Origin of the sequence: Amycolatopsis eburnea, assembly GCF_003937945.1 — a bacterium.
Classification (GTDB): Bacteria; Actinomycetota; Actinomycetes; order Mycobacteriales; family Pseudonocardiaceae; genus Amycolatopsis; species Amycolatopsis eburnea.
In genome coordinates, this window is record NZ_RSEC01000024.1 from 252,755 (window position 1) to 270,869 (window position 18,115).

Sequence of the window (18,115 nt, forward strand, 5' to 3'; positions counted from 1 at the left end):
GCCTCCTACGACCGATCTTTGTGACAGCCGGACTCTAGCCGAGTTGGCCCGTCCCGCTGACCAAGGGGTAACCATCGACGCGCGTGGTACTCGCCACGACCGGCCCGGCATACTGGGCCCTTCCCAGCCCCGCGAATACCCCTGAAGGTGTGTGAGTACCCGTGTGCGGCCTGCTTGGACTGATCTGCGCGACCGAGACCGGCGCGGCGAACGCGCGTGACGCCGTCGGCGCGGCCATGCGCTGCCAGCGCCACCGCGGCCCCGACGAACAGGACACGTGGGCCGACGCCGAGGTCGTCTACGGCTTCAACCGGCTCGCGTTCATCGACGTCGAGCACGCCCACCAGCCGCTGGTCTGGGGCCCGCCGGAGGCGCCCGGCCGGTACACGATGAACTTCAACGGCGAGATCTACAACTACCGTGAGCTGCGCGAAGAGCTCGCGGAGAAGTACGGCGCCAAGTTCGAGACCGAGGGCGACGGCGAGGCCATCGTCGCCGGCTTCCACTACCTCGGCGCCGAGTGGGTGAAGCGGCTGCGCGGCATGTTCGCCTTCATGATCTGGGACTCCCAGGAGAAGAAGGTCTTCGGCGCGCGCGACCCGTTCGGCATCAAGCCGCTGTTCTACTCGGCCGGCCCCGGCGGGGTGGCGTTCTCCAGCGAGAAGAAGAGCCTGCTGGAGCTCTCGGACGTCCTCGGCGTGGCCCAGGAGCTGGACCGGACGGCGCTGCAGCACTACCTGGTCCTGCAGTACGTGCCCGAGCCGGAGTCGCTGCACACCGCGATCCGCCGCGTCGAGTCCGGGACGTCGTTCGAGGTGGTCCCCGGCGGTGAGGTGAAGTTCACCCGCTACTTCCACCCGCAGTTCAGCGCCAAGCCGGTCAACTCGCAGGCCGAGGCCGAGGAGCTGCACCAGCGCATCGCCGATGTGATGCGCGACTCGGTCGGCAAGCACATGATCTCCGACCCGGACGTCACGGTCGGCGCGTTCCTCTCGGGCGGCATCGACTCCACGGCCACCGCGACGCTGGCCAAGGAGCACAACCCGAACCTGATCGCGTTCACCACCGGGTTCGAGCGCGAGGGCTACTCCGAGGTCGACGTCGCCGCCGAGTCGGCCGCCGCGATCGGGGTGAAGCACGTCGTCCGGACGGTGTCGGCGGACGAGATGATGGAGGTGCTGCCGCTCATCGTCTGGTACCTCGACGACCCGGTGGCCGACCCCGCGCTGGTCCCGCTGTGGTTCATCGCCCGCGAGGCCCGCAAGCACGTCAAGGCGGTGCTGTCCGGCGAGGGCGCGGACGAGCTGTTCGGCGGCTACACGATCTACAACGAGCCGATCTCGCTGGCGCCGTTCGAGAAGATCCCCGGCGGCATGCGCAAGCTCATCGGCAAGGTCTCGACGAAGATCCCCGAGGGCACCCGCGGCAAGGACCTGCTGCGCCGCGGCGCGCTGCCGCTGGAGGACCGCTACTACGGCAACGCCCGCAACTTCCGCGACGACCAGCTGCGGAACGTCCTTCGCACGTATCAGGAGGGCGTGGGCTTCAAGGACGTCACGGCGCCTTGGTACGACGTCTCGCGCGGCTGGGACCCGGTGGCCCGGATGCAGCACGTCGACCTCTACACGTGGCTGCGCGGCGACATCCTGGTCAAGGCCGACAAGGTCACCATGGCGAACTCCCTGGAGCTGCGGGTGCCGTTCCTGGACGCCGAGGTGTTCAAGGTCGCGGCGTCCATCCCGCTGGACCAGAAGCTCGCGCACGGCACCACGAAGTACGCGCTGCGGCAGGCACTGGCCAAGATCATCCCGGCGCACGTGCTCAACCGCCGCAAGCTGGGCTTCCCGGTCCCGATCCGGCTGTGGCTGCGCAACGAGATGTACGACTGGGCGCGCGGGATCATCAACGACTCGAAGACCGAAGAGCTGCTGGACAAGAAGGCGATCCTGGCGCTGCTGGAGGAGCACAAGGCGGGTCAGCTGGACCGCAGCCGCCAGCTGTGGGCGCTGATCGTGTTCATGCTGTGGCACGGCATCTTCGTCGAGCACCGCATCAAGCCCGAAATCCCCGAGCCGGTGTACCCGGTCAAGCTCTGACCCGCCGAAAAAGCCGTGAAGGCCTCCTTACCGGCATTTTTGCCCGGTAAGGAGGCCTTCACGGCTTTCGGGCGTTGGGTCAGGCGGCGGGGAGGACCGCGGCGATCTCGTCGGCCGCGTCCGGGCCGAAGGCCTCGCCGATGCGGGCCAGCGCGTCCGCGCGGTCGAACGTCCACTCCTGGGTGCCGACCGTCTCCAGCACCAGGACCGCGATCAGCGAGCCCAGCTGGGCGGCGCGCTCGACGTTCAGGCCGCCGTCGAGGCCGGCCAGGAAGCCCGCGCGGAAGCCGTCGCCGACACCCGTCGGGTCGGCCTTCGCGCGCTCGGGGACCGCGCCGATCTGCAGGGCCGTGCCGTCCTTGCCGACGATCTCGACGCCCTTCTCCCCCAGCGTCGTGATCCGCATGCCGACCTGCGCGAGGACGTCGGCCTCGGTCCAGCCGGTCTTCTGGAGCAGCAGCTCCCACTCGTAGTCGTTGCTGAACAGGTACTTCGCCCCGGCGACGAAGGAACGCGCCTGCTCGCCGCTCATCCGGGCCAGCTGCTGCGACGGGTCGACGGCGAAGGCGTACCCGCGCTGCCGGCACTCCTCGGCGTGGCGGACCATGCCCTCCGGGTCGTCCGGGCTGATCAGCACCAGGCTGAGCGCGCCGGCGCGTTCGGCGATCGGCTGCAGCTCGATGTTGCGGGACTCGGCCATCGCGCCCGCGTAGAACGTCGCGATCTGGCAGAGGTCCTCGTCGGTGGTGCAGACGAACCGCGCGGTGTGCGCGACCTCCGACACGTGCACGCCGGAGGTGTCGACACCGTGGCGCTCCAGCCAGGAGCGGTAGTCGGCGAAGTCGGCGCCGACGGCACCCACGAGGACCGGCTGGACGCCGAGCACCCCCAGCCCGAAGGCGATGTTGGCGCCGATGCCGCCGCGCCGGACCACGAGGTCGTCGGCGAGGAAGCTCAGGGATACCCGGTGCAGCTGCTCCGCGACCAGCTGCTCCGCGAACCTGCCCGGGAAGTGCATGAGGTGGTCGGTCGCGATACTGCCGGACACCGCGATCCTGGCCCTGTCTGCCACCGGCTGCTCCTTTGTGTTCGACCTCACGGCAAAAGGCGCGAAGTTACCCCCGGGTCATGACCCATCCGGGTAGTTCGCGCGCGCCCAGCCGACACTACCGGCTGGTACTCCTTCTCCAGTCGAATCGCGATCAATAGCGTTACGAATCGTGAACGCCGTCACCGAACCCGAGACCCTGTCCGAGCTGATCGCCGACTGCGCGCTCATCCCGGCGAACCTGCAGGCCGAGCGCCTGCCGCTGCCCCGCGTCACGGCCAAGCCGTGGCAGGTCGACGAGGCGTGCCACGCCCAGGTCGCGGAGCTCGACGCCTACGTGTAGGTCCGCAGAGACGAAGAAGGCCCCGCCTCCCTTACGGGGAGCGGGGCCCTTCTCACGCTGACTCAGTGGAACGAGTCGCCGCAGGCACAGGAGCCGGTGGCGTTCGGGTTGTCGATCGTGAAGCCCTGCTTCTCGATCGTGTCCACGAAGTCGATGACGGCTTCCGACACGTACGGCGCGCTCATCCGGTCCACGGCGACCTTGAGGCCGTCGAAGTCGCGGAACAGGTCGCCGTCGAGCGTGCGCTCGTCGAAGAACAGCTGGTAGCGCAGGCCCGCGCAGCCACCGGGCTGGACGGCGATGCGCAGGTGCATGTCGTCGCGGCCCTCCTGCTCGAGCAGGGCCTTCGCCTTGGAAGCCGCGGCGTCGGTCAACGTGACGCCGTGGGTCTCCTCGGCGGTCTCGGCCTGCGTCGCGCCGGCGTGCTCAGCGGTCGTCATGGCACTCCCTCAAAGTTCGAACTCGCTGCGGATACTCCTCGTGCTGACGTCTTCAACACCCGGAGCGTCCGATCTGTTCCCCCACCATGGTCGCACATCGATCGACCTGGTGAACGGCGGCGTGACGCCTGCAATACCCTGGTGAGGTGAGGTTCCTGCGCCGAAGCACCACAGACACCGCCGCCGAAGAGCCGGAGACGACGGACGCCGTCGACGTCGCGGGCAAGGCGTTCACGCCCGGTAAGGGCAAGGCTACGCCGAAGCGCCGCGACGCGGAGGCGAAGAAGCGCGGCCCGGTGGCGCCGCCGCCCACCACCATGCGTGAGGCGATGAAGCGCAACAAGGAACTGCGCAAGGCGAACCCGCAGACGAAGGAAGACCGCCGCGCGGCCGCCAAGCTCCGCCGCGACCGCATGATGGCGGGCGACGACAAGTACCTCCTCCCCCGCGACCGCGGCCCGGTGAAGGCGTACGTCCGCGACCTGGTCGACACCCGGCGCAACCTGCTCGGCCTGTTCATGCCGCTGGCGATCGTGGTGTTCCTGGCGCTGCTGGTCCCGCTGCCCCAGGTCCAGTCGTACATCACGCTGCTGTGCACGGCGATGCTGCTGGTGATGGCGATCGAGGGCTTCGTGAACGGCCGGAAGATCGCGAAGCTGGTGCGGGAGAAGTTCCCGAAGGAGACGGTGAACGGCCGGTCGATCGGGTGGTACGCGTTCGTGCGGGCGTCCCAGATCCGGCGGCTGCGGGTGCCGAAGCCGCGGTTGAAGCCGGGCGACCCGATCCCGAACTGAGCTGGTTCCGAGAAGCCGGGTCGAGCGATGCTCGACCCGGCTTCTTGCTGTCCACGACCGGCCGGCGCGCCCGCTGCCGCAAAGGTCTTGAATGAGTCATTCAGGACCTCCGAAGACCTGAATGACTCATTCAAGACACGCGGCGCGCAGGGACCTGGCTCCGCCCGGGGAGCCGGAGCGAGGCTGGAGTCACTCCAGGGTCGTTAGCAAAGCAAACGATTTCCGCCTAAGCTCACCCCATGGAGTTTCGTCGTCTCGGCCGCAGCGGCCTCAACGTCAGTGAGATCTCGTACGGGAACTGGCTCACCCACGGTTCCCAGGTCGAGGAGGACCAGGCCCACGCCTGCATCAAGGCCGCACTCGACGCCGGCATCACCACCTTCGACACCGCCGACGTCTACGCCAACACCGCCGCCGAATCGGTGCTCGGCCGTGGCCTGAAGGGGCAGCGGCGGGAGAGCCTGGAGATCTTCACCAAGGTCTTCTGGCCCACCGGTCCCAAGGGCCCCAACGACAAGGGCCTGTCCCGCAAGCACATCATGGAGTCGGCCAACGCCTCCCTGCAGCGCCTCGGCACCGACTACGTCGACCTCTACCAGGCGCACCGGTTCGACCGGACCGTCCCGCTCGAAGAGACCATGCTCGCCTTCGCCGACCTCGTCCGCCAGGGCAAGGTGCTCTACGTCGGCGTCTCCGAGTGGACCGCCGAGCAGATCTCCCGCGGCGCCGCCCTCGCCCGTGAGCTGAAGATCCCGTTCGTCTCCAACCAGCCGCAGTACAACATGCTCTGGCGCGTCATCGAGGACCAGGTCATCCCCGCCTCCGAGCGCGAAGGCCTCAGCCAGATCGTCTGGTCGCCGATCGCGCAGGGCGTCCTGACCGGCAAGTACAAGCCCGGCCAGGAGTACCCCGCCGGCTCGCGCGCCACCGACGAGAAGGGCGGCGCCAACATGGTCGCCCGCTTCCTCGACGAGAACGTCCTCAAGCGCGTCGCCGAGCTGGAGCCGCTCGCCAAGCAGGCCGACCTCAGCCTGGCTCAGCTGGCCGTCGCGTGGGTGCTCCAGAACCCGAACGTCGCCTCCGCGATCATCGGGGCCTCGCGGCCGGAGCAGGTGCACGAGAACGTCAAGGCGGCCGGGAAGAAGCTCGACGCCGACCTGCTCCAGGCCATCGACGACGTCCTCGGTGACGTCGTGGAGCGCGACGCGAGCCTGACCAAGAGCCCCTAGTCCTGGTTGATCCGGCCCTGGAACGGCACCCCGAAGCCGAACGCGTCTTCGGGGGCCATCCGGGGCTCCAGGCCGAACCCGCGCAGGAGGCGGCTGGCGCCCGCCAGCCGGTCGCCTCCTCGCCCGGGGATCCGCGACGGCGCGAGGCCGTGCGAAACCAGCAGCGTCTCGACCTCGTCGATCAGCCGGTACGGGTCGAACTCACCCACGGACCCAGGTCTTCCCGGTGATCCGTTCGTAGACCTCGGTGTAGCGCTGCCGCGTCTGCTCGACGATGTCCGCGGGGATCTCCGGCCCGGGTGGGGTCTGGTCCCAGCCCGTCGACCGCGACCAGTCGCGGACGAACTGCTTGTCGAACGCGTGCTGCGGCCGGCCCGGCTCCCACTCGTCGGCGGGCCAGAAGCGCGACGAGTCCGACGTCAGGACCTCGTCGCCGAGGGTCAGCGTGCCGTCTGCGTCGAAGCCGAACTCCAGCTTCGTGTCGGCGATGATGACGCCCTGCTTCGCCGCGTGCTCCGCGCCCTTGGTGTAGATCTCCAGCGTCAGCTCGCGAAGCCGCTTCGCGGTGTCCTCGCCGATGTCGTTCAGGACCTCGTCGAAGGTCATGAACTCGTCGTGCCCGGTGTCGGACTCCTTGGTCGTCGGCGTGAAGATCGGCTCGGGCAGCTTGTCGCCCTCGCGCAGGCCCGGCGGCAGCGCGACGCCGGAGATCTTGCCGTCGCGCTGGTACTCCCGCAGGCCGAGGCCGGCGAGGTAGCCGCGGGCGATGCACTCGACCTTGACCATCTTCAGCGGCTTGCACCGCATCGCGCGCCCGGCGAACTCCGCCGGCACGTCGGTGGTCGACACGACGTGGTTCGGCACGACCCCGGCCATCCGGTCGAACCACCACGCGGAGAGCTGGTTGAGCAGCGCGCCCTTGTCCGGGATCAGCGTCGGCAGCGCCACGTCGTAGACCGAGACCCGGTCGGACGCGACCAGCAGGATGTCCCCGCCGTCGAGCTCGTACAGGTCGCGGACCTTGCCCGCGTGGATCTTCTTCATTCGCCGTCCTCAGTCGTGTACTCGTAGAAAACCCAGTGGTCGGGCAAGGCGGCGGATTCACCGTACTCGACGACCGTCCCGTCGGCCGCCAGGAAGGTGCTCCGGCCGAGCAGCACCGGCGCCCCTTCGGGCAGCCCCAGTTCGCTCGCCTCCTCGCCGCTCGCGCGGCCCGCCGCGTGCCGTTCCTGCGTCGTCACGATCCTGGTGCCCAGCCGTGCGGCCGCGTGGGCCGAGGTGCCTTCGACGATCCGCTCCGCGACCAGCAGCGCCGGCGCCTTGGCCGAGAGCGCGCCGTCGAACCACGAGGTCGACGTCGACAGCGGCCGCGAGTCCGGCCCGTACGTGGTGCGCTGCCGCCGGACCGCCGGGGCGCCCTCTTCGAGGCCCAGCGCGGCGGCGGCGCGCTCCGACGCCGGCTCGAGCCCGGCCGAGCGGATCACCGCGTAGTGACCGGGCGGGTAGATCCGCCCCGTGCGCGCCGACGCGGCCGACCGGTCGCGGGCCGTGCGGTGCAGGCCGCCCCGGTCGACGACCGTGCCGACCCCGCGCACGGGCCGCACCAGGCCCTGCGACCGCAGGGTGGCCAGCACCTTGGTGGCCGTCGCCATGGCGACGGCCCACGTGCGCGCGATTTCGCGGGCGGAGGGCACGGTGTCGCCCTCCTGCAGCCGGCCGGACAGGATGTCGTCGCGGATCCGGCCCGCGATCTGCAGGTACGGCGGCTCTGGACGGTCGAGGGTGGGCACGGCGGCTCCTCACGAGGACGGACGCACAAGTGTTCTAGCACGCCAGGGTGTCGGTGACAAAGCCCTGATCAGAACCACCCAGGTGTACTAGTACACGAGCTGGACTGCGCTCTAGTACGCAAGTTACCCTCGAAAGTGTGTCCCCGCCCACACCTCACACCGGATCCAGCGGCCAGGGCCTCGAGGAACTCCTCGAGGAGCTCCGGCGCCGCAAATGGGTGCTGCACCTGTTCGGCGGCCGCGAGGCCCCGGAGGTCTACGCGGCGGTGCACCGGTGGCCCACGTGCGCGGACGTCATCATCCTCCGCGACGAGCACCGGGCCAGCGCCTACCGCGTCCCGACCTTCCCGGGCACGGACGTGTTCAGCCCGCGGGTCGTCACCTGGCAGTACCACGCCACCCCGGTGTGGACGCTGCGCGCGGTGCTCACCCTCGCCGAGCCCGGCACCCCGGGCGCGCCGCTGCAGGCGCTGCGCCCGCAGCCGGACTGCGGGGTCCCGGCGGCCCTGCGGCAGGACGTCACCATCCGGCCCACGAGCACGACGGAAGGGGACGACGGCGGCCCGCCCGCCTGCGCTTAGCGGGCGAGCAGCCGCTCCGCGACCACCAGGTCGTGGGGATACGTGATCTTGAGGTTCTCGGGAGCACCCGGGACCCACCGGATCGGCAGGGAGGAGAACCGCTCCATGCACGAGGAAGTGTCCGTACCCAGGAAGCCTTCGCGCTCGGCCTGTTCGTAGGCCTCGAGCAGCGGTCCGGCCCGGAAGCCTTGAGGCGTCTGGACGCGGATCGCGCCGGGCACCTGGGCGACCAGGTGCCCGGCATCCACCCCGACGACGTCGTCCGCGGCCAGGCCCGGCACAGCCCCCCCGTCCTCGCGTGTCCGGGTCAGCACCGCATCGACCAGCTGTGGGTGGACCAGCGGCCGGGCCGCGTCGTGCAGCAGCACGGCGTCGACCCGGCCGCCCGCAATCCTCGGAGCGAGGTGGCGCAGCGCGTTGAGCTCGGACGCCTGGCGCGTGTCCCCGCCGTGGACGAGTTCGACGTCGCCGCCGAACTCCGCGAGCACCTCGTCGGCCAGTTCCCGGTCCTGCGGCCGGATCACCAGCACCAGCACGCCGATGCCGGGCACGCGCGCGAACGCGTCCAGCGACCAGGCCACCACCCGGCGCCCGGCCAGCGGCAGGTAGACCTTGTTCAGCTTCGCGCCGACGCGGGTGCCCGCGCCACTGGCCAGCACCACCGCGGCCGCCGTCGTCTCCACGAGCCGCGAGATTACCGGGGACGGCTTCCCGGTAGGTTGGCGCCAGCGTTGCCGTGGACGAGAAAGGGCCTGGTGTGGAGCCGGAAAACATCGAGTTCCCCGAGATCACCCCGCCCGACGACCACGCCCGGTCCGACGCGATCGCCCTGCACGGCAAGCTGGTCAAGCCGGCCGGTTCGCTGGGCAGGCTCGAAGAGCTGGGCGTGTGGATCGCCGCGTGCCAGGGGCAGTCGCCGCCGCGGCCGTTCACACGGCCGCGCGTCGTCGTGTTCGCCGGTGACCACGGCATCGCCGCGAAGGGCGTCTCGGCCTACCCCGCCGAAGTCACCGCGCAGCTGCTCGGCACCATGCTGACCGGCGGCGCCGCGATCAACGTGCTGGCCGCCGCCGCGGGCGCGAGCGTCCGCGTGGTCGACCTGGCCGTGGACACCGAGGCGCCGGCGACCCGGTCGATCGGCGAGTTCAAGGTCCGCCGCGGCTCCGGCTCGATCGACGTCGAGGACGCGCTGACCGACGCCGAGGCCAAGGCGGCGGTCCGCGCCGGGATCGCGATCGCCGACGCGGAGGTCGACGGCGGCGCCGACCTGCTCGTCGCCGGCGACCTCGGGATCGGCAACAGCACGCCGGCGTCGGTGCTCGTCGCGGCGCTGACCGGCAGCGAGCCGGTCGCCGTCGTCGGACGCGGCTCCGGCATCGACGACAACGCCTGGATGCGCAAGGCGACCGCGGTCCGCGACGCGCTGCGCCGCGCCCGCGTGGTCCTCGCCAACCCCCTGGACCTGCTGCGCACGACGGCGGGCGCGGACATCGCGGCGATGGCGGGCTTCCTGGCCCAGGCCGCGGTCCGGCGGACGCCGGTGGTCCTCGACGGCTTGGTGGCGTGCGCGGCGGCGCTCGTCGCCGAAGACCTCGCCCCGGGCGCGCGCCGCTGGTGGGTGGCCGGGCAGCGGACGGCCGAGCCCGCGCACGCCCTCGCGCTGGAGCACCTGGACCTCGGACCCCTGCTGGAGCTGGACGTCCGCCTCGGCGAAGGCACCGGCGCGGTGACCGCGCTCCCGCTGCTGATGATGGCCGCCCGCGTCCTGGCCGAAACGGCCACCCACGACCAAGCCGGCGTCTCCGGCCCCCTCATCACGGCCTCCGCCTCCTGAACCCGAAAAGCCGTGAAGGCCTCCTTACCGGCATTTTTGCCCGGCAAGGAGGCCTTCACGGCACTTGGGGGCACTCAGGCGAGCTTGACCATCCAGTGGTCGGGGTCGGGGCGGGTGCCCTCCTGGATGCCGGTCAGCTCCTCGCGCAGCTTCATCGTGAGGGTGCCGGGCTGGCCGTCGGCGATGGTGAACTCGCCGCCCGCGTGCTTCACGTGGCCGACCGGCGTGATCACCGCCGCCGTGCCGCAGGCGAACGTCTCGGTGAGCTCGCCGGACGCCGCCGCCTTCTCCCACTCGTCGGTGGAGATCCGGCGCTCCTCGACCTTGTGGCCGAGCCGGGAAGCCAGCTGCAGCAACGACTTCCGCGTGACGCCGGGCAGCAGCGAGCCGGTCAGCTCCGGCGTGACCAGCCGGGCGTTCTCGCCCGAGCCGAAGACGAAGAACAGGTTCATCCCGCCCATCTCCTCGACCCAGCGCCGCTCCACCGCGTCGAGCCAGACCACCTGGTCGCAGCCCTTCTCGACGGCCTGCGCCTGCGCGACGAACGAAGCCGCGTAGTTGCCCGCGCACTTGGCCGCGCCGGTGCCACCGGGGGCCGCGCGCACGTACTCCGTCGACAGCCAAACGCTCACCGGCTTCACGCCGCCGGAGAAGTACGAGCCGGCCGGGGACGCGATGACCGTGTACACGTAGTCGGCGGCCGGGCTGTTGACGCCCAGGCCGGTCGACGTCGAGATCATGAACGGCCGCAGGTACAGCGAGTCGCCCTGCCGGGTCGGCACCCACCGGGCGTCGACGGCGATGAGCTCGCGCAGCGAGTCGACGAAGACGTCTTCGGGCAGCTGCGGCATCGCGAGCCGCTCGGCCGACTGGCGGAACCGCGCCGCGTTGGCGTCCGGGCGGAACGACGCGATCGAGCCGTCCGGCTGGCGGTAGGCCTTGAGGCCTTCGAAGATCGCCTGGCCGTAGTGCAGCACCGACGTCGCCGGGTCGAGCGTGAACGGGGCGTACGGGCCGACCTGGGCGTCGTGCCAGCCCTCGGCCTTCGACCACTTCAGGGTGACCATGTGGTCGGTGAAGTACGTACCGAATCCAGGGGCTTCCAGTACCTCCGCGACACGGTCCGCGCTCGCAGGACTCGGGTGCGGGACAGGGGCGAACTGCGTCGTGGTCGTCATGACTAGACGATACCCTTTGGTCGGACGCACGTTAGTCGGATGTCCTCGTGTTCCGGGTCTCCCGCGCCCGCGCCGTGACCGCTCTACTATGACGCTGTGACCTACCACTCCACGCAGCCGGTGCCCCGGCCCAAGACCGGCGGGGCCGACGTCAAGACGTTCGCCGCCGCGGTGCTCCTGACGTTCGGCGTCGGACTGCTCGGCATGGTCGGCTGGGCGGTGCTCAGCAGCGGCTTCGGCGGGTTCCTCGGCCTCGTCGCGGGCGTCTTCGGCATCGTCTGGTGGCGGAGCATCCACGGCAAGACCGTGTTCCCGAAGGTGATCCCGACGAAGTCGGTGGTCATCCTCGCGGTGATCAACGCGGTGCTGGCGCTGGTCCTGTTCCTGACCGCGGGCTGAGTCCGGCCAGCAGGCCCGGGGGCAGCTGCGGCGCCGGCCACGCCGGGTCCGGGCGGAAGTCGGTGTCCGTGCCGTCGAACGGGTAGGCCCCGCGTTCGGCCAGCGCGCCGATCCGCTCGCCCTCCGCTCGCAGCCGGTCGAGCTGCTCCCGCGTCAGCCGGCCGGCGTCGATCGCGACCTCGGCTTCGTCTTCGTCGTCCCAGCGCCAGGTGCCGTCGCGGTCGACGACGACGTCGAGCACGCCGTCGATGCGGTCGACGCCCAGCGCGTTCCGGCCGAGCGGGACCTCGAGGTTGACGTACCAGTTCGTGAAGCGGCCCTTTGCGTCGAAGAACCACCAGACCGACGACCATTCGTCGTCGGCGATGCGGCGCAGCGTGGACGTGCGGTGCCAGAAGTCCGGCACCGGCACGCGCGGGATGCGGAACCGCTGGTCCAGGGGCGCTTCCGCCATCGAGCGCCCGTCCACGAGCCTGCTGCCGACGATCGGCGTGCCCGCCGGCAGCCAGGCGAGCAGCACGCGGCCGTCGTCTGCCAGCACGCGCAGCGGGTGGACCTGGCCGATCGAGCCGTCCGGGCGGTGGAACCGTTCGACCACCGTCTGCCCCGGCCGCCAGCGTCGATCAGTCACGCACCCCACTGTACCTGCGCGCGCGTACACCCAGTAGCAGCTCGGTCACGGTCGTCAGCCCCGCGGCGACGAGCACCGGCAGCACCGGCAGGAAGTACGCGGCCACCGCGGCGACGGCCAGCCCGGCAAGCCCCGGCACCCCCGCCCGGGTCCGGACCTCCCCGCCCGCGGCGAGTGCCGGGACGACGGTGGCGAGGACCGCGACGGCGGTCAGCAGCGGCTGCAGCGCGTCCGCGTCGGCGGCGGAGAGCAGGTCGCGCAGCGACGTGAGCGACAGCCCGAGCCGGACCGCGCCGAGCTGGTAGAGCGCGGCGAAGGCGGCCAAGACGGCGACCGCGCCGAGCAGCAGCACGCGCGGGCCCGCGTGCTCCCGGCCGCCCGGGCGCAGGAACGGCAGCGCGAGCACGGCGGCGACGAGGACACCCGCGAAGTCCGGCGGCCGCAAGCCGTCCGCCGTCCCCACCGGCGGCACGGCGACGCACACCACGACGAGCACCAGCCCCGCCGCGAGCAGCAGCCCGCCCGCGATCCGTACGACGATCGTCGGGACCTTGAGCCCGGCGAACCCCGCGCCGGCGGCCACCACGACGAAGGCCACCGCGGCGAGTTCGCGGTGCGCCGGGAAGACGTAGGCCCCGAACGCGATCGCGTAGACCGTCACCTCGGCGAGCCGCGCGAGCGCCACCACGACCCGGTCGACCAGGGCGTCCCCCGGTTCCGGCACCCGTGCGGACGCGCCGGCGGCGACCGCCGCGAGCACCAGCCCGGCGAGCAGCCACCAGCCCGCGCCCGCCGCTCCCGCCGCCAGCAGCACCAGCAGCCCGCCACCCAGCCGCACGCGGTCCTCCCTCTCCCTCTGTTCACCCCGGCTTCCGTCGTCATTAGCATGGCTCACGATCCCGGCCGGGCCGGTGCCCGGTACCACCGAGAACGCGCGAGGAGCCAGAAGTGACCGTGCCTAAGCTCGCCCTGTCCGACAACACCGGGGAGGCACTGGCCAAGACGCGCGCCGACGTCATCGTCATCGGCACCCTGCAGGGTGAGGACGGCCCGGCGCTCGCCGCCGGTGCCGCCGCCGTCGACGCCGCCTTCGACGGCCGCCTCGCCGACCTGCTGGCCACGCTCGGCGCGAGCGGCAAGGCCGAAGAGGTCGTCAAGGTCCCGACGCTGGGCAAGCTCCCGGCCGGCGTGGTCCTCGCCGTCGGCCTGGGCAAGCCGGGCGACGCCGTCACCCCCGAGCAGGTCCGCCGCGCCGCGGGCGCCGCCGGCCGCGCGCTGGCCGGCACCGACCGCGCCCTCGTGACGCTGTCCGAGCTCGACCTGCAGGCCGCCGTCGAGGGCACGGTCATGGGCTCCTACGTCTTCACCGCCTACCGCAGCGAGAAGGGTGACGCCCCGGTCGCGAAGGTCGACTTCGCGAGCCCGGCCGACGGCACCGCCCGCGAGCACAAGGCGACGCTCAAGGCCGCGACGTCCATCGCCGAGGCGGTGCTGACCGCCCGCGACCTGATCAACACCCCGCCGAACGACCTGTACCCGGCCTCCTTCGCCGACCGCGCGAAGAAGCTGGCCGAGGACAACGGCCTCGAGTTCGAGGTCCTCGACGAGAAGGCCCTCAAGCGCAAGGGCTTCGGCGGCATCCTCGGCGTCGGCGGCGGCTCGTCCCGCCAGCCGCGCCTGGTGCGCATCGGCTACAAGCCGGCCAAGGCCGCCAAGAAGGTCGCGCTGGTCGGCAAGGGCATCACGTTCGACTCGGGCGGCATCTCCCTCAAGCCCGCCGCGAACATGGACCACATGACCTCGGACATGTCCGGCGCGGCCGGCGTGCTCGCGTCGGTCGTCCTGGCCGCGAAGCTGAAGTACCCGCTGGAGGTCGTCGCGCACATCCCGCTGGCGGAGAACCTGCCGTCGGGGACGTCGTACCGCCCGGGCGACGTCCTGACCATGTACGGCGGCAAGACCGTCGAGGTCCTCAACACCGACGCCGAGGGCCGGCTCGTGCTCGTCGACGCGATGGTCCGCGCGGCCGAGGAAAACCCGGACTACCTCATCGAGACCTCGACGCTGACCGGCGCCCAGGTCGTCGCGCTCGGCAACCGCACCGCGGGCGTCATGGGCTCGGACGACTTCCGCGACCGCGTCGCCGCGATCATGCAAGCCACCGGCGAGAACGGCTGGGCCATGCCGCTGCCGGAGGAGCTGCGCGCCGACCTCGACTCGCGCCTGGCCGACCTGGCCAACGTGACCGGCCACCGCTGGGGCGGCATGCTCGCGGCGGGCATCTTCCTGCGCGAGTTCGTCGCCGACGGCCTCGACTGGGTCCACATCGACATCGCGGGCCCGTCGTTCAACACCGGTTCCCCGTGGGGCTACACCGGCAAGGGCGGCACGGGCGTCCCGGTCCGCACGATCGCCGCGGTCCTGGCGGACATCGCCGCCAACGGCTGACCCCGCCGCGGCGGCTCCCGAGCGTCCCAAGGCGGCCTTGGTTGCGTCACACGCAACCAAGGCCACATTGGGTTTTCTCAGTAGCCGCGCTGATTGCCACGTTGCGGCCCGGTCAGGCCCGCGTTGCCTCGCGACCGGTCGCCCCCATCGGCGGGATCGCGGTCGGTGGTGACGTCTTGAATGAGTCATTCAGGACCTCCGAAGACCTGAATGACTCATTCAAGACGCGAGCGTAGCCGCAGCCGACCGGGCCACCGGCACGAACGCGCTCACCCAGCCGCTACTGAGAAAACCCGATTGGGGCGCTTGGGGCGGATGATCCCTTTGCCGCTTTCGATGTGATCCGCGACACCGTACGGTGGCCGGATGACCACTGGGCCGGTCGAAGAGGACACGCCTGCCGCGATCGCCGCCGAGCACGACGAAGAACGCCCGGCGCGCATGCTCTCCCGGGTCCCGGACCGCGTCGTCTACTTCGTCGCGCTGGCCGTCGCCGTGCTGGTGCTCAAGCAGGTGTTCTTCCCCTTCGCCAAGGGCAACCAGTTCTACCTCGTGCTCTTCCTCGGCGTGACGCTGCCGCTGGTCTTCCTCTGCTACCGCCCGCGGCTGCGCGGCCGCGACGACCCCGGCTGGACCGACTGGGCCCTGGCGGTCACCGCACTCGCCGTCGGCCTCTACCCCGTGCTCGCCGGGTACGACGACTTCCTGAACCGCCAGGGCATCCTGTCCCCGCTGGACGTCGTCGCCGGCGCGCTGCTGCTGGTGCTGATCCTCGAAGCCACCCGCCGCACCACCGGGCTGGTGCTGCCGATCGTCTGCCTGCTCTTCCTGGCCTACGCCTACTACGGCGGCTTCCTCCCGCAGAACTGGGGCATCGCGCACGCCGGCATCGACTTCAGCCAGATCGTCAACGCGCTCTACAACGACGCGAGCGGGTTCTACGGCACCCCGCTCGACGTCGCGGGCAGCTACATCGTGCTGTTCACCCTCTACGGCGCCGTGCTCAACGCGTCCGGCGCCGGGCAGTTCTTCGTGGACATCTCGTTCGCCGCGTTCCGGAAGTCGCGGACGGCACCGGGCCGCACCACCGTCCTGTCGGGATTCCTGCTCGGCACGGTGTCGGGTTCGGGCACCGCGACCGCCGTCAGCCTCGGCTCGATCACCTGGCCGATCCTCAAGAAAGCCCGCTACCCCAAGGAAAACGCGGGCGGGCTGCTCGCCGCGTCCGGGATCGGGGCCATCCTCTCGCCGCCGACGCTGGGCGCCGCCGCGTTCATCATCGCCGAGTACCTGCAGACGTCGTACCTGAAGGTACTGGTCTGGGCGACCGTGCCGACGCTGCTGTACTACCTCGGCATCGTGTTCGCGATGGAGGCCGACGCCCGGCGTTTCCAGGCCGAAGCCGTCGACGTCCCGCACGGCAACCCCGGGAAACTGCTGCTGCGCGGCGGTTACCACTTCCTGTCGCTGGCGATCATCGTCGTGTTCCTCGCCCTCGACATCCCGCCGTTCGCCGCGGTCGTCTACGCCACCGGCGTCGCCGCGCTCTTCGCGCTGATCGCCCGGCGCCACGAGCCGAAAGCCTGGGCGAAGGACATGGTCGACGCGCTTTCGGCGGGCGTGCGCGGGGCGCTGCCGGTGATCGCGGTGTGCGCGGCGGCCGGCGTGATCACGTCGACCATCACCAAGACCGGCCTCGGCCTCGAACTCGCGGACGCACTGGTCGAGCTGGCCGGCGCGCTCACCGACAACGGCACGCTCATCCTCATCCTGACCGTGCTGCTCTCGGCGGTCGCCGTCGGCGTGCTCGGCCTCGCCGTGCCGGTCACCGCGAGCTTCATCATCGCCTGGGTCGTGATCGGCCCCGCGCTGGAGACGCTGGGCGTCGCCGACGCCGAGCGCGCGATGTTCATCTTCTACTACGCCGTGCTCTCGGAGGTCACGCCGCCGACCGCGCTCGCCGCCGTCGCGTCGGCGGCGATCACGGGCGGCTCGGTGCTGGGAACCATGTGGCAGTGCTGGAAGTACACGCTCCCGGCGTTCCTGGTGCCGATCGCCTTCGTGCTCACCGACAACGGCGCCGCGCTGCTGCTGGAGTCGGACGCGCTGACCGTCGTCTGGGTGGCGGCGGTCTCGGCGCTGGCCGTCGCCGCGCTGGCGGTGGTGACCGGGGGCTGGCTGTTCGGGCCGGTCAGCCTGCCGGTGCGGCTGTTGTTCGTCCCGGCCGCCTTGTGCCTGCTCTACCTGGAGCCGGTGCCGATCGCGATCGGCGCCGCGTGCGGTGCCGCCGCGCTGCTCGCCCACGCCGTGATCAAGAGGAGGACAGCATGAAACGCGCACTCGTCACCGCCGCGGTGCTCGCCTTGGCCGTCACCGGCTGCGGCGGCAAGCAGCAGACGGACTCGGCCGCGCCAGGCGGTTCGCAGTCCTGCGAAGCCGGCGAAGGCCGGATCACCATCGCCACCGGCAACAGCGGCGGCGTCTACTACGTGCTGGGCGGCGGGCTGGCCCAGCTGATCAGCACCGCCACCAAGCTGCGGGCCACGGCCGCGGAGACCGGCGCGTCGGTGCAGAACATCCAGCAGCTGGTGGCGGGCAACTACGACGTCGCGTTCTCGCTGGCCGACACCGCGGCGGACGCGGTGAACGGCAAGGGGTCCTTCGACGGCAAGCCGCAGAAGGTCCAGGCACTCGCGCGGATCTACCCGAACTCGACGCAGGTGCTGGTCCGCGCCGACGCGGGCATCAACTCGGTGGCGGACATGAAGGGCAAGCGGATCTCGACGGGCTCGCCGAAGTCGGGCACCGAGGTGATCGCGAACCGCCTGCTGCGGGCGGCCGGGCTGACGGACACCGACGTCCAGGCGCAGCGGCTCGACCTCGCGAAGACCGCCGACGGCATGAAGGCGGGCACGCTCGACGGCCTCGTCTGGTCCGGCGGCCTGCCGACCGCGCAGATCACCGACATCACGACCGCGTTGAAGGACAAGGTGAAGTTCCTCGACATCACCCCGTTGCTGCCGAAGCTGAAGGAGGTCAACCCGGTCTACGACCAGGCCGTGATCCCGAAGGCGACGTACGCGCAGCCGTCCGACGTGCCGACGGTGGTGGTGCCGAACCTGCTGCTGGTGCGCGAGGACTTCCCGGCGGGCAACGCGTGCGCGATCACGAAGCTGCTCTTCGACAAGCAGGCCGAGCTGGCGAAGGTGCACCCGGCGGCGAAGGAGATCACGAAGCAGCTGGCCACGCGGACCGAACCGGTTCCGCTGCACCCGGGGGCGAAGCAAGCACTCGGCTAGGGTCC

General features: G+C 71.1%; 19 protein-coding genes. 10 read left to right on the top strand and 9 right to left on the bottom strand.

What is annotated here, in order from left to right; all coding sequences use genetic code 11:
* Nucleotides 1-161 precede the first annotated feature (161 nt).
* Nucleotides 162-2,096, top strand: a complete 1,935-nt coding sequence (gene asnB, locus EIY87_RS07450; protein WP_125306911.1) for an asparagine synthase (glutamine-hydrolyzing) — start codon at nucleotides 162-164, stop codon at nucleotides 2,094-2,096.
* 79 nt (nucleotides 2,097-2,175) lie between these two features.
* On the opposite strand, the gene EIY87_RS07455 is transcribed toward asnB, so the two are convergent.
* The gene (locus EIY87_RS07455) at nucleotides 2,176-3,168 is read right to left on the bottom strand and encodes a carbohydrate kinase family protein (protein WP_125306912.1); all 993 of its coding nucleotides are present in this window, start codon (nucleotides 3,166-3,168) and stop codon (nucleotides 2,176-2,178) included.
* Between the two features lie 148 nt (nucleotides 3,169-3,316).
* On the opposite strand from EIY87_RS07455, the gene EIY87_RS48015 reads away from it, so the two are divergent.
* Nucleotides 3,317-3,487, top strand: a complete 171-nt coding sequence (locus EIY87_RS48015) for a hypothetical protein (protein WP_191983996.1) — start codon at nucleotides 3,317-3,319, stop codon at nucleotides 3,485-3,487.
* Nucleotides 3,488-3,549: 62 nt separating this feature from the next.
* Here EIY87_RS48015 and EIY87_RS07460 read toward each other — a convergent pair whose 3' ends face one another.
* Nucleotides 3,550-3,927, bottom strand: a complete 378-nt coding sequence (locus EIY87_RS07460) for a HesB/IscA family protein (protein ID WP_004562664.1) — start codon at nucleotides 3,925-3,927, stop codon at nucleotides 3,550-3,552.
* A gap of 146 nt (nucleotides 3,928-4,073) precedes the next feature.
* Between EIY87_RS07460 and EIY87_RS07465 the strand changes: the two genes are divergently transcribed.
* Nucleotides 4,074-4,721 carry a DUF3043 domain-containing protein gene (locus tag EIY87_RS07465; RefSeq protein WP_125306913.1) on the top strand — a complete coding sequence of 216 codons (648 nt, stop codon included), beginning with the start codon at nucleotides 4,074-4,076 and terminating at the stop codon, nucleotides 4,719-4,721.
* A gap of 239 nt (nucleotides 4,722-4,960) precedes the next feature.
* Complete coding sequence (locus EIY87_RS07470) at nucleotides 4,961-5,950, top strand: aldo/keto reductase family protein (protein WP_125306914.1); 990 nt, start codon at nucleotides 4,961-4,963, stop codon at nucleotides 5,948-5,950.
* Here EIY87_RS07470 and EIY87_RS07475 read toward each other — a convergent pair.
* The 3 genes from EIY87_RS07475 to EIY87_RS07485 are packed head-to-tail and all read right to left on the bottom strand — an operon-like array spanning nucleotide 5,947 to nucleotide 7,740.
* Nucleotides 5,947-6,159, bottom strand: a complete 213-nt coding sequence (locus EIY87_RS07475) for a hypothetical protein (protein WP_125306915.1) — start codon at nucleotides 6,157-6,159, stop codon at nucleotides 5,947-5,949. The genes EIY87_RS07470 and EIY87_RS07475 overlap by 4 nt on opposite strands.
* Entirely contained in the window at nucleotides 6,152-6,994 is an 843-nt protein-coding gene (locus EIY87_RS07480) for a phosphoribosylaminoimidazolesuccinocarboxamide synthase (RefSeq protein ID WP_125306916.1), read from the bottom strand. The genes EIY87_RS07475 and EIY87_RS07480 overlap by 8 nt, the downstream gene beginning before the upstream one ends.
* Entirely contained in the window at nucleotides 6,991-7,740 is a 750-nt protein-coding gene (locus EIY87_RS07485; RefSeq protein ID WP_125306917.1) for a GntR family transcriptional regulator, read from the bottom strand. The genes EIY87_RS07480 and EIY87_RS07485 overlap by 4 nt, the downstream gene beginning before the upstream one ends.
* A 137-nt stretch (nucleotides 7,741-7,877) precedes the next feature.
* Between EIY87_RS07485 and EIY87_RS07490 the strand changes: the two genes are divergently transcribed.
* Nucleotides 7,878-8,321 (top strand): hypothetical protein, encoded by a 444-nt coding sequence (locus tag EIY87_RS07490; RefSeq protein ID WP_125306918.1) that lies wholly within the window; start codon nucleotides 7,878-7,880, stop codon nucleotides 8,319-8,321.
* Here EIY87_RS07490 and EIY87_RS07495 read toward each other — a convergent pair.
* Nucleotides 8,318-9,004 (bottom strand): IspD/TarI family cytidylyltransferase, encoded by a 687-nt coding sequence (locus EIY87_RS07495; RefSeq protein ID WP_125306919.1) that lies wholly within the window; start codon nucleotides 9,002-9,004, stop codon nucleotides 8,318-8,320. The genes EIY87_RS07490 and EIY87_RS07495 overlap by 4 nt on opposite strands.
* A gap of 74 nt (nucleotides 9,005-9,078) precedes the next feature.
* Here EIY87_RS07495 and cobT point away from each other — a divergent pair, with 74 nt between their 5' ends.
* The gene (gene cobT / locus EIY87_RS07500) at nucleotides 9,079-10,155 is read left to right on the top strand and encodes a nicotinate-nucleotide--dimethylbenzimidazole phosphoribosyltransferase (RefSeq protein WP_125306962.1); all 1,077 of its coding nucleotides are present in this window, start codon (nucleotides 9,079-9,081) and stop codon (nucleotides 10,153-10,155) included.
* A 74-nt stretch (nucleotides 10,156-10,229) separates the two neighbouring features.
* On the opposite strand, the gene EIY87_RS07505 is transcribed toward cobT, so the two are convergent.
* Nucleotides 10,230-11,333 carry a branched-chain amino acid aminotransferase gene (locus EIY87_RS07505; protein WP_125306920.1) on the bottom strand — a complete coding sequence of 368 codons (1,104 nt, stop codon included), beginning with the start codon at nucleotides 11,331-11,333 and terminating at the stop codon, nucleotides 10,230-10,232.
* A gap of 96 nt (nucleotides 11,334-11,429) precedes the next feature.
* On the opposite strand from EIY87_RS07505, the gene EIY87_RS07510 reads away from it, so the two are divergent.
* Nucleotides 11,430-11,732 carry a hypothetical protein gene (locus tag EIY87_RS07510; RefSeq protein WP_125306921.1) on the top strand — a complete coding sequence of 101 codons (303 nt, stop codon included), beginning with the start codon at nucleotides 11,430-11,432 and terminating at the stop codon, nucleotides 11,730-11,732.
* Here EIY87_RS07510 and EIY87_RS07515 read toward each other — a convergent pair.
* Together EIY87_RS07515 and EIY87_RS07520 are read right to left on the bottom strand one after the other, a co-directional pair.
* Nucleotides 11,689-12,363: a DUF402 domain-containing protein gene (locus tag EIY87_RS07515; protein WP_191983997.1), complete on the bottom strand. Its 675-nt coding sequence runs from the start codon at nucleotides 12,361-12,363 to the stop codon at nucleotides 11,689-11,691. The two genes, EIY87_RS07510 and EIY87_RS07515, sit on opposite strands and share 44 nt — an antisense overlap.
* Entirely contained in the window at nucleotides 12,356-13,201 is an 846-nt protein-coding gene (locus EIY87_RS07520; RefSeq protein ID WP_125306922.1) for a hypothetical protein, read from the bottom strand. The genes EIY87_RS07515 and EIY87_RS07520 overlap by 8 nt, the downstream gene beginning before the upstream one ends.
* Nucleotides 13,202-13,311: 110 nt before the next feature.
* On the opposite strand from EIY87_RS07520, the gene EIY87_RS07525 reads away from it, so the two are divergent.
* The 3 genes from EIY87_RS07525 to EIY87_RS07535 all read left to right on the top strand — a co-directional run bounded on the left by EIY87_RS07525 (nucleotide 13,312) and on the right by EIY87_RS07535 (nucleotide 18,110).
* Complete coding sequence (locus tag EIY87_RS07525) at nucleotides 13,312-14,811, top strand: leucyl aminopeptidase (protein ID WP_125306923.1); 1,500 nt, start codon at nucleotides 13,312-13,314, stop codon at nucleotides 14,809-14,811.
* Between the two features lie 366 nt (nucleotides 14,812-15,177).
* Complete coding sequence (locus EIY87_RS07530; RefSeq protein ID WP_125306924.1) at nucleotides 15,178-17,142, top strand: TRAP transporter permease; 1,965 nt, start codon at nucleotides 15,178-15,180, stop codon at nucleotides 17,140-17,142.
* Complete coding sequence (locus tag EIY87_RS07535; protein WP_125306925.1) at nucleotides 17,139-18,110, top strand: TAXI family TRAP transporter solute-binding subunit; 972 nt, start codon at nucleotides 17,139-17,141, stop codon at nucleotides 18,108-18,110. Before EIY87_RS07530 ends, EIY87_RS07535 begins: the two co-directional genes overlap by 4 nt.
* Nucleotides 18,111-18,115: the final 5 nt, after the last annotated feature.

Excerpts from the sequence above, each read along its gene's own strand:
- EIY87_RS07460 (WP_004562664.1), bottom strand. The coding sequence starts at position 3,927 with ATGACGACCGCTGAGCACGCCGGCGCGACGCAGGCCGAGACCGCCGAG.
- EIY87_RS07470 (WP_125306914.1), top strand. The coding sequence starts at position 4,961 with ATGGAGTTTCGTCGTCTCGGCCGCAGCGGCCTCAACGTCAGTGAGATC.
- EIY87_RS07480 (WP_125306916.1), bottom strand. The coding sequence starts at position 6,994 with ATGAAGAAGATCCACGCGGGCAAGGTCCGCGACCTGTACGAGCTCGAC.
- EIY87_RS07505 (WP_125306920.1), bottom strand. The coding sequence starts at position 11,333 with ATGACGACCACGACGCAGTTCGCCCCTGTCCCGCACCCGAGTCCTGCG.
- EIY87_RS07530 (WP_125306924.1), top strand. The coding sequence starts at position 15,178 with ATGACCACTGGGCCGGTCGAAGAGGACACGCCTGCCGCGATCGCCGCC.
- EIY87_RS07535 (WP_125306925.1), top strand. The coding sequence starts at position 17,139 with ATGAAACGCGCACTCGTCACCGCCGCGGTGCTCGCCTTGGCCGTCACC.